The organism is Sinanaerobacter chloroacetimidivorans, assembly GCF_018128545.1.
Taxonomy (GTDB): domain Bacteria; phylum Bacillota; class Clostridia; order Peptostreptococcales; family Anaerovoracaceae; genus Sinanaerobacter; species Sinanaerobacter chloroacetimidivorans.
The window spans coordinates 174,614-188,710 of record NZ_JAGSND010000008.1 but is presented as its reverse complement, the minus strand read 5'-3'; the positions used below and the strand labels follow the sequence as shown (position 1 = coordinate 188,710).

General features: G+C 41.6%; 8 protein-coding genes. 6 read left to right on the top strand and 2 right to left on the bottom strand.

Going from position 1 to position 14,097, the window contains the following annotated elements; translation table 11 throughout:
* Nucleotides 1-46 precede the first annotated feature (46 nt).
* The 3 genes from KCX82_RS13245 to KCX82_RS13235 are packed head-to-tail and all read left to right on the top strand — an operon-like array spanning nucleotide 47 to nucleotide 3,626.
* Nucleotides 47-691, top strand: a complete 645-nt coding sequence (locus KCX82_RS13245; RefSeq protein ID WP_227018956.1) for a cyclase family protein — start codon at nucleotides 47-49, stop codon at nucleotides 689-691.
* Nucleotides 692-728: 37 nt separating this feature from the next.
* The gene (locus tag KCX82_RS13240) at nucleotides 729-2,174 is read left to right on the top strand and encodes an aminotransferase class I/II-fold pyridoxal phosphate-dependent enzyme (RefSeq protein WP_227018955.1); all 1,446 of its coding nucleotides are present in this window, start codon (nucleotides 729-731) and stop codon (nucleotides 2,172-2,174) included.
* Nucleotides 2,175-2,201: 27 nt separating this feature from the next.
* Nucleotides 2,202-3,626: an amino acid permease gene (locus KCX82_RS13235; protein WP_227018954.1), complete on the top strand. Its 1,425-nt coding sequence runs from the start codon at nucleotides 2,202-2,204 to the stop codon at nucleotides 3,624-3,626.
* A 245-nt stretch (nucleotides 3,627-3,871) separates the two neighbouring features.
* Here the strand turns inward: KCX82_RS13235 and nrdJ are convergent, their stop codons facing one another.
* The gene (gene nrdJ, locus KCX82_RS13230) at nucleotides 3,872-6,223 is read right to left on the bottom strand and encodes a ribonucleoside-triphosphate reductase, adenosylcobalamin-dependent (protein WP_227018953.1); all 2,352 of its coding nucleotides are present in this window, start codon (nucleotides 6,221-6,223) and stop codon (nucleotides 3,872-3,874) included.
* 226 nt (nucleotides 6,224-6,449) lie between these two features.
* Between nrdJ and KCX82_RS13225 the strand changes: the two genes are divergently transcribed.
* The 3 genes from KCX82_RS13225 to KCX82_RS13215 all read left to right on the top strand — a co-directional run bounded on the left by KCX82_RS13225 (nucleotide 6,450) and on the right by KCX82_RS13215 (nucleotide 10,421).
* A complete protein-coding gene (locus tag KCX82_RS13225) occupies nucleotides 6,450-8,369 on the top strand; it encodes an aconitate hydratase (protein WP_227018952.1) in 1,920 nt (639 codons plus the stop codon).
* Nucleotides 8,370-8,611: 242 nt separating this feature from the next.
* On the top strand, nucleotides 8,612-9,748 hold the full coding sequence (locus KCX82_RS13220) for an isocitrate/isopropylmalate family dehydrogenase (RefSeq protein ID WP_227018951.1): 1,137 nt from the start codon (nucleotides 8,612-8,614) through the stop codon (nucleotides 9,746-9,748).
* A 10-nt stretch (nucleotides 9,749-9,758) separates the two neighbouring features.
* Entirely contained in the window at nucleotides 9,759-10,421 is a 663-nt protein-coding gene (locus KCX82_RS13215; RefSeq protein ID WP_227018950.1) for a GntR family transcriptional regulator, read from the top strand.
* Between the two features lie 58 nt (nucleotides 10,422-10,479).
* Here KCX82_RS13215 and addA read toward each other — a convergent pair whose 3' ends face one another.
* Nucleotides 10,480-14,058 (bottom strand): helicase-exonuclease AddAB subunit AddA, encoded by a 3,579-nt coding sequence (gene addA, locus KCX82_RS13210; protein ID WP_227018949.1) that lies wholly within the window; start codon nucleotides 14,056-14,058, stop codon nucleotides 10,480-10,482.
* Nucleotides 14,059-14,097 lie beyond the last annotated feature (39 nt).

The following is a 14,097-nucleotide window of genomic DNA, read 5'->3' as shown; positions in this document are numbered from 1 at the left end:
GAATTTTTTGCCTATTTTTATATCATGAAATCAAGGAGGTAATATTATGAAGGTTATTGATTTGACACATTTTATTTCAGAGGATATGCCTGTTTATCCCGGAACGGAAGGTCCGAAGTTTAAACCGGCAAATTCATATGAAGTCGATGGATTTAAGGAAACATTAATGACGATGTATACCCATACCGGCACACATATGGATCCTCCCGCTCATTTATTTGCTGGCAGAACAACACTCGACCAGTTTCCAATCACTCAATTTGTCGGAAAGGCATTGGTAGTAGACTGTTCCGATTTAAAGGAAGGACAGAGAATTACCATGGATTCTATCAGCAAAAACAAAGATAAGGCTGATCAAGCGGAATTTATTCTTTTCCGTTTGGGTTGGGATAAATATTGGGGCACCGAACAGTATTTCGGAGATTATCCTTACATCGATGATGAAGTTGTTGATTTTCTCATCAAAGGTAACAAAAAAGGAGTTGGCCTGGATGTAATTGGAATCGATCCAATTCCCGACGAGAATTTACCAATTCATAAAAGGTTATTTAAGGAAAATGAAATTGTAGTAATAGAAAATCTTATGAATTTGGATTTAGTCGGAAGTGATTTATTTATATTTTGTGCATTACCATTAAAGCACATTGATGCGGACGGTTCTCCTATTAGAGCCATAGCAATTTTAGACTAACGGAAATAGCGATACTTTTTGGAGGTAATCAGTAATCATGAGCATAAAGACACCCATTCAAGACTTTTTAATTAGTCATGCCAAGTTGAATCCAATTTCATTTCATATGCCTGGCCACAAAGGATCAGCAATTTATAAGAGGTTTGGCTGCAATGAATTTCTAGAAAACTATATGGACTGCGATATTACCGAAATTATCGGAGCGGATAACCTTTTTCAGGCTGAGGGCATATTGCAAGAAGCCCAAGATGCATATGCAGAGCTTTATGATTCAAAAAAATCTTATCTGCTTGTTAACGGTACAAGCGGAGGAATCATTGCAGCAATTTTAGCCTCAGTTCCAAAAGGGAAAAAATTAATTATGGCCAGAAACTGTCATAAATCGGTATTTAATGCGCTGACGCTGGCAGACATTCAGCCTATCTATGCTTATCCTGAACTGAATCAGGAATATGGTATTTCAGGAGCAATCCCTCCTGAAGAAATAGAAGCACTTCTGAAAAACAATCCGGAAGCCGAGGCAGTCATCCTTCCAAGTCCAAACTATTATGGTATTTGCTCCGATATTGAAACCATAGCAGAAATCGTTCACAAATATAACAAGATTCTGATTGTTGATCAGGCTCATGGCGCGCATTTGAAGATGTTCAGCAAATTCGGTGTTCAAGGCTTACCGAAATCGGCAGAAGAGTCAGGTGCGGATATTGTTATCAACAGCACTCATAAGACACTGGCTTCATACACCCAGAGTGCAATTCTTAACCTCAATTCCGACAGGATATCACCCTATGTGATTGAGGATAAGCTTCAATGTATTGAAAGTACAAGTCCTTCCTATATCCTCATGGCTTCCTTGGATATCAATGCAGGAATCCTGAAAAATCACGGACATTTGCTGATGAAAGAATGGGTTGATCATCTCAATTATTTTTATGAAGAAGCAAAGAAAATTGAAGGCTTAGAATTTATTGGCAAGGTACCAGGAATCGATTGGACTAAAATTAACTTCAGTTTTGGAAGAATTGGAATCACCGGTGACGAATTAGAAAATATGCTGCTTGAGTATAACATATTTATTGAGCTTTACACCGGAGATTTGGTTATGTGTATGACTGGAATCGGCAATACCAAGGCAGACCTTGAACGACTCGTTAAAGCATTAAAAGAAATTAGCGAAAGCAGGCATAAAAATAGCGCTAACGAAAAAGACCTCTGTAAAAAAGAAGATGCTAATAAGCATTTAGCTTTTAGAAGGTCAACATTATATGAAATACCAAAAGATAAAATAAGGGTTCCTCTTTTAGACGCTGCGGGCTTAATTTGTGCTTCCAGTGTAATCCCTTATCCGCCAGGTATTCCACTTGTATGTCCAGGTGAAAAATTTGATAAAGAAACGCTTCTTTATATAAAGACACTTCGAGAAAATAAAGAAAAAGTAATTGGTGTCAATGCGTTAGAAGAAGTAATCGTAGGTGCAGAGTAAATATATTTTTAAGGAGGTAATACGCGAATGACCGATAAAAATTTAGATGAGAACACATTAAAAAGAGGCCTAAAGAGCAGGCACCTTATTATGATTGCCATAGGAGGATGCATTGGTGACGGATTGTTCCTCGCGACGGGAAATACATTAAACGTAGCCGGTGGTTTCGGTGCTATGTTAGCATATACAATAATCGGTATCATGGTTTACTTTATGATAAACAGTCTTGGTGAAATGTCGGTTTATCTTCCCATATCAGGATCCTTCTCTACATACAGTTCGAAATACGTAAACCCGGCATTTGGATTCGCGATTGGTTGGAACTACTGGTTTAGCTGGGCAATCGTAACAGGAATAGAAATTGTGGTCGCTGCAATTCTCATGTCCTACTGGTTCCCGACAGTACCAATGGTTATTTGGAGCATTTTATTCTGCGCTATCCTTCTTGTGATTAATCTATTTAGCGCCAGGGCATATGGAGAAACGGAATACTGGTTCGCCAGCTTAAAAATATTGGCTGTGATAATCTTTATTATAGTCGGCATACTTATGATCGCCGGCGTTGTCGGTAATCCTCCCAAAACAGGTCTTAGCAACTTTACAGCATACGGAGGCTTATTTCCGAATGGCTTTATAGGAGTGATCGCTTGCATGTTTACTGCGGTCTATGCCTTTCTGGGTACAGAAATCATTGGAATCGCAGGTGGAGAAAGTGCCGAACCTGAAAAAAATATTCCGAAAGCAGTCAAAACTGTATTTTGGAGAATCCTACTCTTTTATGTAGGCGCTATCTTTGTAATGGGGGCTTTGCTGCCATATAAAGATGCTTCCGTATTAGTAAGCCCGTTTACTGTAATATTTAAGTACGCCGGTATACCTTTTGCCGATTCCCTTATGAATTTTGTAGTACTCACAGCCGTATTATCCTGTGCCAATTCGGGATTATATGCTTCGAGCCGAATGCTTTATTCTATCGCTCTTGAAGGAAAGGCGCCAAGAGTTTTTATAAAGGTAAATTCAAGGGGTGTTCCAGTTCCCGCAGTTCTTCTGTCAGCTTCCTTGGGAGGTTTTGCTTTTCTAACGAATTTTATGGGTGCAGATCAGGTTTATATTATTCTGGTCTCTGCATCAGGTTTGGCAACAGTTTTCTCCTGGCTAGGGATATCACTAAGTCATTACAGATTCAGAGGATGGCTGACAAAAAGAGGAATCAACCTCGACACATTGAAATTTAAAGCAAAGTGGTATCCGTTTGGACCCATTCTCACAGCCTTTGTTTGTATTTGCACAATAGCAGGAACGATTATTGACAAAAACAGCAGGATGACTGCAGTTTTTGGAATTCCGACTTTCATTATTTTGGTTGCTGTGGGAATGTACTTACAAAGAAAAGGCCGGTTTAATGAATTATCAGATGAAGAATTAAGAGGTCAATCAAACGAAATAGGCTAAGAATATTAGAGCTGGTAATAAAAAATAATCAAATCGAGCAGGAGGGAAATTTGAATAATATAGATATTCAAATTTCCCGGCCTCTCACAGCACCGTGTGTCAGTCGAGCAGTTCTCATATTCAATAAAAAATACGGGCAATACATATCCGCATTACCCGTGGTCTTTATTCAATATTTGATTTTTGTATACCGGCTATCTATTTTGTATTTATACAACTGGAAATACAGAACTATAGATTTGGGGTTACCGAATCGGGCAAACGCCTCCTTCACAGCCTTCATTTCCGATGTCGTAATCCACTTCTTCTTTCTCGTATTTTGAGATCAGGGATGGAATAAAGGACTTCATAGCCTCAGCTCTCTTATGATACTCCTTTTCCGAGATTGCTTCAAAGGGCAGAAGTTCATAGAAATTATCTTCAAATGAGAGGAATGACAAGGCAACGATATCATCCCAATGATCCCAAACCCATTGTTCAACAGCATCCCATTCATCATCTCTGACATGAACGGTTATCGAGCAATTATGCTCTACATAATGATTCATAAACATTTTGTAAATTTCCAGCTGTTCAATGGCACTGACATCACTCTTAAATTTGCCTTCCGGTGCTTTTACCGGAAATTCAACCACCTTGGTAACGCAGGTGTCGTGATCCTGTCCGACTTCCGGGTAAACCGGATATCCAAGCTCCTCACAAACCTTTGTCAGGGGATCATCACTGCTGATTCTGACTCTTCTTACGTAATACGGCGCATGTGAAAAATGGACACCGCTTGAAACCACAGGCAGCAGACTTAGGGTACCCTCCGGCTTAATGGTGGTTATGAGCAGCGGCTCCGCCTGCCCTAACTCCTTGGCATATTCCGATGCCGCGTGACGAGCAGTCTGTTTCAGATCCAGAAGCAGTTTTTCCTGCCCTTCCTGATCCAACTGCAAAGCATTTACCATATCCTGCCATCCGGTCAGAGAGCAGCCCAGGAGCTTATCTCTTTGCTGTACCGCATTCCATTCGGGGATTTCCAGTTCTGTGCAGGTCATTCGGTAACCGGCTCTGGCCGAAAGCCGCTGAGCCTCCATAAGGCCTGCATAATCCAGCTTTCCATCGATTACAAAAGCCATCACGTTTACCGTGGTAAGATTGCATAGACCTTTGGAATCCAGCAATATCTCCGCACACGGATTTACTCCCTTAAAATCAGGTCTTCGTTTGGCGCCGGCCTCTTCATTTACCCAGCCGGGTTCACCGGAATATCTCATCTGCTGTAAATGCCAATGGAGTTCCTGCCTGGTAGGCTTTCTTTGATAGAAGATAGAGTTATTGCTCATTTGCCTATGGGAGATTTCACTGTCGATTACCCATTTTTCATCCACTTTTTTATATAATTCACTTTTCGCCTGGATAGCTTCTTTATCATCCTGATCGATCAGTACGATCTCAGCCGTTCTGCGGACACCGCCCACTACAACATTTTCACCGATAATATTAGCAATATCCAGACAGTCGATGGGTTTCAGCTTTACTTTACTCGTGGTGCTTCTGCATTTTGCTTTTTCAATGACTTTATTTATTTTAATAAACATATTCTTCATGCTGGAATGCCCGCTGGCGGTTCCGCCGAAGGTCTTCAGCTTCTCTCCCTTTGACCTTACATGATCATAATTCAAGATGATGGTCTTGATCTTACGATACTCCGTACTGTAAAGGGCTTTCAGGAAATAGTCCATGGACTGGACCCAGCCTTCCTTGCTGTCTCCTATGGTTATTTTCACCGTATCGTTATGGGTGAACTCCAGGGAGGTACTGTCCTGTCTCAAGGTTCTCAGCATCGGTGTATAGGATTCATGAATGATTTCCACATCCGTTCGTACAGGCGGAAGCTTTTCCACATCAGACTTTAAAACACGTACGCCGACTCCGGATCCCACCATAAGCAGGTAGAATATGTCGCGAAACGCCGCAAAGCTGTCGATAACCTGAAAGGAGCAGTTATAGTTGGACATGGGATAATATTTGGAAACATCAGTACTTCCTACCCAGAAAGTTCTGCCTGATAAGAATTGTTTCAGCTCAAAAATATTTTTATATAGCTTTTCCGCTTCCTCCTTTGAGGTAGGTACGAGGCTGCAGTTGTATTCTACAGACCTCCTGACGGTCTCCCACCAGTATTCTCTTCTCATTTCCTCCGAGATCCAACGAGAATAGGTTCTATAATAGACAAAGCTGCCCAACTGACTCATGGGTGATGGTGCATGCTTATATTTACTTACAAACTCATCAGAGATGATCCTTCCGTCACGTCTCTTTCTGGCATCCCTGGTTTTATCTCTTTCATAACGGTAGATAATAAACTTCTTGGCGGCATCTTTCCGGTCACTTGCCATCAGATAATCTTCAACCAAGTCCTGAAGGTCCTCAACATGAATGGTCCTTTCCGATTTTTCCACTTGTTTTTCTATCGCTGCAGCAATATCACCGGCGAGCTTTTCATTGATTCCGATTTTGGTTTCCTGCATGGCGTTCTCAATGGCAGTTTTTATTTTTTCGCTGTGAAACGTTACCTGGGTTCCATCTCTTTTGATTACCGATTTCATTCCTTACCTCCCATATGTAGATGTTTTTTTCGACGTGACACCATTATATAGTATCAGTTCCGAGATTTCAATGCAAAAAAAGAAATAAATTCCTATTATTTTAACTAATTTTTTTACTTTATATCCCCATAGTCACATTGACGATTCGTAAAAAAAATTGTATAATTGTATACAGTTATACAATCAACAACTTGAGAGCAATTACAAAATAAAGGAGATGAACCGTATGGGAAAAACATTAGCCTATAAAATTTTAGAAAATCATCTTGTCGAGGGTACTCTTTCCCCAGGGAATGAAATTACCATCAAGATAGATCAAACTTTGACGCAGGACTCTACCGGAACTATGGTTTATTTACAGCTGGAAGCCATGGATGTAGAAGAAATCAAAACGGAGCTTTCCGTCGCTTATATCGATCACAATACCTTGCAGACTGGTTTTGAAAATGCGGATGACCATGAATTTATCAAAAGCGTGGCAAAGAGACACGGCGTTTTATTCTCAAAACCGGGAAACGGTATCTGCCATCAATTGCAGCTTGAAAACTTCGGAATTCCGGGAAAAACACTGTTAGGTTCCGACAGCCACACACCTACAGGGGGCGGCCTCGGCATGATCGCCATCGGTGCAGGCGGTTTGGATGTTGCCGTTGCCATGGCAAAGGGTACTTACAGTCTTACTGTTCCAAAAGTATTGAAGGTTGAGCTTACCGGCAGTCTGAAACCTTGGGTATCTGCTAAGGACGTTATTTTATACGTATTAAAAGAACTCACCGTAAAAGGCGGTGTCGGAAAAATCGTAGAATATACAGGAGACGGAGTAAAAACCTTGTCCGTAACGGACAGAGCTACCATTACCAATATGGGAGCCGAACTGGGCGCAACCACATCCCTGTTCCCAAGTGATGAAAATACAAGAAAGTATCTCGCTGCTCAGGGCAGAGAAAAAGATTATATTCCAATGTCTGCGGATCCGAATGCAGTCTATGATGAAGTGCTGAAGGTGGACCTGTCTTCACTGGTGCCGCTGGCTGCCATGCCTCACAGCCCTGATAACGTCGATACGATCAAAAATATCGGAACCATTAAAATCGATCAGGTGGCCATCGGAAGCTGCACCAATTCTTCCTATTCTGACCTGATGAAGGTAGCAGAAATCCTGAAGGGCAAAAAGGTCAGCCCGGACGTCAGCCTGGTAATTTCCCCGGGATCCAGTAAAATTCTGAGTAAGCTTGCACAAAACGGTGCTCTGGCAGCCATGATCGATGCCGGTGCGCGAATCATCGAAAACGCCTGCGGTCCCTGTATCGGTATGGGACAGTCCCCGAAATCAGGAGCCGTATCCCTTCGTACCTTTAATAGAAACTTTAAAGGACGCAGCGGAACACTGGATGCTGACGTCTATCTGGTAAGTCCTGAAACTGCCGCAGTATCGGCCGTTATGGGAGTTCTCACAGATGGCTCGGAAAGCGGAGTCCATCTTCCTGAAATTACGGAAGAAAACTTTGCTTATAATGACAATTTTATTGTCTATCCAAAGGATACAAACAAAGGAAATACGAAAGTAGAAATGGGACCGAATATCAAGCCGTTCCCTCAGAATACTAATTTGCCGGATACGGTATCGGGAGAAGTAGTTCTTCATGCAGGGAACAACATCACAACGGATGATATCATGCCTTCGGATTCCAGATTACTTCCTTATCGCTCCAACATCCCTTACCTTGCTAACTACTGCTTCGAAAAAATTGATGCGGAATTTGCAGCTCGTTGTAAGGAGGCGGACGGCGGAATCATCGTGGGCGGTGAAAACTATGGACAAGGATCCAGCAGAGAGCATGCTGCACTGGCTCCTCTGTACCTGGGAATCAAGTTTGTTCTAGCAAAATCCTTTGCCAGAATCCACCGTTCTAACTTGATCAACAGCGGTATTCTGCCATTGGTATTTAAAAATCCGGGAGACTATGACACTTTTACTCTTGGTGACAAGCTCATGATTAAAAATGCCAGAGAACAGGTAAAAAATCCTGAAATCATCATTCAAAACGTGACTACAGGTAAAGAGTACATTGCTCTAACGAACTTCTCCGAGCTTGAAATTGAAATGATTTTAGCTGGCGGGAAGATCAATCAGATTAAAGGATAAGGGTATAAAGAATATTTTCAATGCGGTTCGTACTTTTGATATTTTCTATCCTCCCCTCCTGATTTTTTGTGAGCCAAAATGTGACGGATCACATTATTGGCTTCAGGAAGCATTAACAAAAAATCCAAGTCGGTTTCGGATGAAACTATTGCAAAGGTACTCAATGCATTGAGAAATATTCAATTATAACCTTTGTTATAAAAAAATAATTATATTGATTTTTTAGAAAACGAGGTAGAAGTATGGACTATAATAAAGCCTTTGAAGCCATTGTTGAGCAGCAGCTTGCAAGAGTGGAAAGAATGAAATCCGATACGGACTTTATCCGGTATCAGGATCTGGATCAAATTATCATCGGTGTGATAGGCGGTGATGGGATCGGTCCTGCCATTACTGCACAGGCTAGAAGAGTTCTGGAGCAGCTGCTGGCTGATGAAATAAAAGCCGGCAAAGTAGTATTTAAAACAATAGACGGCTGTACCATAGAAAACAGAGCTGCCGCCGGGAAGGCTATTCCGGATGACGTTCTGGCAGAAATCAAAACCTGTAATGTCCTGTTAAAAGGACCTACCACCACCCCGCGAAAGGGAGACAAATGGGCAAATGTGGAAAGTGCCAATGTAGCGATGCGTAAGGAGCTTGATCTTTTTGCCAACGTTCGTCCTGTAAAGGTTCCGGAGCTTGGTATAGACTGGACCTTCTTCCGTGAAAACACAGAATGCCTGTATGCCATGGGCAGCCAGGGTTTGAATATCAGCGATGATCTGGCCATCGACTTCAGAGTGATCACCACTCCGGGTACGGAACGTATTGCACGACTTGCTTTTGAATATGCTAAAAACAATAATAAAAAGAGAGTCACCATTGTTACCAAGGCCAATGTTGTGAAAACAACGGACGGTAAATTCCTGGACGTCTGCAAGCAGGTTGCCGGAGATTATCCTGATATCGAGGTAGATGACTGGTATATCGATATTATGACCGCAAAGCTTATCGATGAAAAGAGAAGAGGCCAGTTTGAGGTTCTGATACTTCCGAATTTATATGGCGACATCCTGACTGATGAGGCTGCAGAGTTCCAGGGCGGTGTAGGAACTGCCGGAAGTGCAAATCTTGGCAAGCAGTATTCCATGTTTGAAGCCATTCATGGTTCCGCTCCCCGTATGGTGGAAGAAGGCCGGGATATTTATGCGGATCCTTGCAGTGTGATCCGTGCAGGGGCTATGCTTTTATCTCATATCGGATATCAGGAAAAAGCTGACAGGCTATTTACCGCCTTGGAAGAATGCACAATAAAAGAAAGGAAACTCGTCATTACCGGAAGACCGGATGGAGCTACCGGGGCCGAGTTTGCCGACTATATATTATCAAAGATTTGAGGTTTTATTTATGACGCTGACGTATAAGAATGCTGCCGGGATTAAAGCAACCGGGATGCCTCTTTCCTCAGACCTGTTTACCAATCTCAGAAAAGATATCCTGCAAGGCAAGCTGCGCCAGGGAGAAAAGCTGACAGAGCAGCAGATTTGTGATACCTATCATGTCAGCAGAACACCGGTAAGAGAAGCTTTTAAGCAATTGGAGCTTGAAGGGCTCATCGAGACCATACCCAACCGGGGAGCCTTTGTGATCGGCTTTTCCCCTCAGGATTTCGAGGATATGTATGAACTTAGAAAATCCTATGAGGTGTTGGCCGTAAAATGGGCCATTGAACGAATCACGAAGGAGGAGTTCGAAAAACTGGAAGAGGCATTTGAATTTATGGAATTCTACACGCAAAAAAAAGATGCGGAAAAAATGCTGAATATTAATATGCGTTTTCATGAATTGATTTATGCAGCTTCCCATAATAAAATGCTGCAGCATGTCTTGTCTTCCTACCAAATCTATATCAAGCAAAGCAAAACTGCAAACACCTATGTGGATGAATACCTGGATGATGTTCTGGAAGAACATAGAGAGATCTTCGAGGCGTTTCAAAACAAAGAGGTGGATGCAGGCGTCAAGGCAATTACAAGGCATCTTGATCATGCAAAGCTCCGGGCGAAATAACCCGGAGCTTTTTAATTTTTTATTAAATTTAATTTTTTCTATTTGAATTTCCTATTGTTTAGGGCTCGACTTTGATTGCCTTGGAAAATCCGAAAAGGTATAAATAGGATTCCTTTACCTGTACTTTTCTGATTTTCTCCAAGGCCTCCTTATATAATTCAATTTGAGGCAGATATTTTTCTTTCAGGATTTGAATTTCCGTTTCCGTATCAAAGCCTGTGTAATCATTGGATTTATAATCCAATAAAACGTACTGGCCCTGTTCTTCAAAATAGCAGTCTATGGTTCCCTGAATGATGATAGTCTCTCCGGATACCTGTTTTACAATATTGAAAGAGACTTCTTTCTCAATATTTTTTGCCAGAGATGCTCTTCTGCCTATATCAGACCGAAGAAAACCGAGGATTTTACTGATATCCACCACTGCTGCCTCTTCCTCGGAGAGGATTTCCTTCAAAACCAGGGTATCCACAAAGGCCGCCACAGGGATTTCCCCCTGGCCGACCTTCTCTTCCGATTCCCTAACCTGCATCAACATCTCGGAAAAATCCATCTTTTCCATGACCTTATGCAGAATAGTCCCTTTCTCCGCCTGAGTAAAGGAAACCGTCTTTTGGCCAAGCTTGGGAACCGTTAAGGAGGCAATAGATGCTTTATGCCGGTATCCCTGCTGATCTGCCAACTGGTTTAGCTCTGTCACGGTAAACTTTGACTTTAAATTCAGAGCTGATTGATGCTCATATACATAGCGTAAGCGCCTGTCGATTTCCTCTCTTAGTGATGGGGCTTCGGTAGCTTCCCAACCGAAATCTCCCCTATCTCCCGTTCTGAGAAACAGTTCCTGCACTTTTATCCGGTTTTCATTCTCCGTTTCTTTTTTTCTTTGAATATCCCCGCGATGATGCCCGATACAGGGGATCTTGGATAAAGGCAAAGCCGGTATCAGCATATCGAGATAGGATCTTGCACTGATGAGATCTTGATTCTCCTTACCTTCATAGGACTGCAGACTCTCATCCAGATTATGCAAAGATCCAAGGAGAACCAGCTTATCCATGGCTCTTGTAAAGGCAACATAAAGTATCCTGATTTCTTCTGCCATACTCTCCTTGTATTTTTTCTGCTCTATGGCAGTTTGCATAATGGTTTTTTTATAGCATGCATTTTCCTCATCGATAAATCTCATTCCCAAGCCCAGATCCTTATGAAAGCTAACCCGGTTTGTCGCCTGATCACGATTGAACTTTTTGCCTAAACCGCCTACCAGTACCATGGGAAATTCAAGACCCTTGCTTTTATGAATCGTCATAATTCGGACTACATCATCGTTTTCGCCTAACAGCTTTACCTGTCCCATGGACACTTTTCTTTTTTTAATCGCTTCTATGTAATGAATAAAGCTGAATAATCCCTTCATCTGGGCACTTTGAAACTGAATGGCCTTATCCACCAATGCCCTTAGATTTGCCTGCCGCTGGGTCCCCGCCGGGATGGCCCCGGCATATTCATAATAACCGGTGTCACGTATCAGCTTCCATAAAAAATCCTCCAGTGACATGAATGCGGCTTCTTTTTTCCAGTGGGCGATGGTTTCCAGGGTACTACGGCATTTTGCCCTGAGCAGGTCTTCCGGCCCTTCATTTGCATATTCCTCAAAGATCATATGATAAGCGCCGGACTGATTCCATAAACGGATCAGGATCAATTCTTCTATGGTAAATCCAAAGATGACAGAACGCAAAACACTCAATAACGGAATGTCCTGCTTTTTATTGTCGATCACTCTGAGTAAATTCAGAAAGACCTCAATTTCCACCGTATCAAAATAGCCGTCACTGGTATCGATATAAGCCGGTATTCCTTCCTTTTGCAGCGCCTCGAAATAAATGTCTCCATGCCCTTTTGCACCGCGTAGCAAAATAACCATATCCTTATTCGTCAAGCTTCGGATTTCATTTTTTTTGCAGTCATAAAAAGGTATGCCTCTAGATTTTTTGATAATCTGTGCTGCAACAAAGGCTTCCATTTCCGCCTTTTTCATCTCCCTGATCTCTTCATCAATGGATGAATCATCCAACTGCATATCATCCACAAGATGGAGTTCTACAGGATAATCCAGTTCTCCCTGATAGGAGACCCCTTGGTATAAAGCGGCAGCCTCATCATAATCCAGGCCGGATAAATCTTTTTTCATAATTTGGTGGAAGATATCGTTTACAGCTGTAATAACATTCCCCTTACTTCTGAAATTCTGATTTAAATCCAGTTTTGTATCCCAGGGGCTCGTATTTTCTTTAAATCTTTCGTATTTACTGATAAAAAGTTCAGGTTCCGCAAGTCTGAACTTATAGATACTTTGTTTTACATCTCCAACCATAAATAAATTATTGTGTCTGTTGATTCTGCTGATCAGCGTTTCCTGAACGATGTTGCTGTCCTGATATTCATCAATGAAGATGTACGCAAATTTGTCTCTGTATTCTGCCGCTGCTTCTTCGTGAGACAATATCCGAAGAGCGAAATGTTCTATATCATTAAAGTCGATAAGCCCTTTCTTTTCTTTTTTCAACCGGTAGATCTCATCGAAGGATTCTACCAGATGATAAAGGTAACAGGCACTTTCATGAGTACCATTGAGCTCTTCTACAAAATCATCCAGCGATTTGGCCAAATATTGGCCTGCCGTTTTTTTCAGACAGCCCTTCCCTTTTTCCCGTAATTCCGTTACCTTTTCCTTGATCTCTTCATATTCTTCTTTTTCTGCTTTTGAAACAGAAAAGGTCTGGAATTTTACCTGCTGCAGCAGAGCTGCAAATTCATCAAAGGGTAAGGAATCAAATCCTTGTCTCAGGTTTTCCAAAATTTCCATATCGAGATTCCATTTTGCAATCAGACTCGATATTCCATTTGATTCAAGAATCTCTCCTGCCTTAGTGAAATAATATTTTGACAAATCCAGGGCTTTTAGGATATCTCTTTTCATCTCAGCAAAGGCTTCGCTTTTCAAAAACGTCTCTTTCGAACAAGCGAGAAAATCGGCTTTTTCTCTCAGCCATTGAAAGGAATCCGGAATACTTTGAATAAAAGTATGGGTTTCCAGGATCATTTCTTTCACCGGATCTTCATTTTTTGTAAGTGCATATTTCTTCAAAAAACAAATAAAATCCTGATCGTCGGATTCAAAATGATCGAAAAAAAGCTGCTCCATGGCTTCTGCCTGAAGGATTGTCTTCTGTGCTTCATCACATATTTTAAAATTCGGATCCACATCAATCAAATAGAAATATCTTCTGATGATTTCCATGGCAAAGGCATGGAATGTACTGATATTCGCTTTGTGAATCATAGAAAGCTGATTTCTGAGAAAGGTATTTTTGGCTTTACCGGTACTGTCAAGATCCTCCAGAGTTTCAATCTCCCTGGTTATGGATTCAACAATTTTTTCTCGCATTTCGGATGCAGCCGCATTGCTGAAGGTAACAATCAGCATATGATCCAGCGGAACTTGATCTTTCAAAATGAGTTGTTTGATTCTTTCCACAAGAACCGCTGTTTTACCGGATCCGGCTGCAGCGGATACCAGAATATTTTTATCTCTTATATCGATGGCTTCCTGTTGTTCTTTTGTCCATTTCATAACAATCCTCTGGAAAAGTTTATTTTAGATTCAAATAGG

What these genes read in the sequence shown, in the direction of transcription:
- KCX82_RS13220 (WP_227018951.1), top strand. Translation starts at nt 8,612, where the DNA reads ATGGACTATAATAAAGCCTTTGAAGCCATTGTTGAGCAGCAGCTTGCA.
- addA (WP_227018949.1), bottom strand. Translation starts at nt 14,058, where the DNA reads ATGAAATGGACAAAAGAACAACAGGAAGCCATCGATATAAGAGATAAA.
- nrdJ (WP_227018953.1), bottom strand. Translation starts at nt 6,223, where the DNA reads ATGAAATCGGTAATCAAAAGAGATGGAACCCAGGTAACGTTTCACAGC.
- KCX82_RS13225 (WP_227018952.1), top strand. Translation starts at nt 6,450, where the DNA reads ATGGGAAAAACATTAGCCTATAAAATTTTAGAAAATCATCTTGTCGAG.
- KCX82_RS13245 (WP_227018956.1), top strand. Translation starts at nt 47, where the DNA reads ATGAAGGTTATTGATTTGACACATTTTATTTCAGAGGATATGCCTGTT.
- KCX82_RS13215 (WP_227018950.1), top strand. Translation starts at nt 9,759, where the DNA reads ATGACGCTGACGTATAAGAATGCTGCCGGGATTAAAGCAACCGGGATG.
- KCX82_RS13240 (WP_227018955.1), top strand. Translation starts at nt 729, where the DNA reads ATGAGCATAAAGACACCCATTCAAGACTTTTTAATTAGTCATGCCAAG.
- KCX82_RS13235 (WP_227018954.1), top strand. Translation starts at nt 2,202, where the DNA reads ATGACCGATAAAAATTTAGATGAGAACACATTAAAAAGAGGCCTAAAG.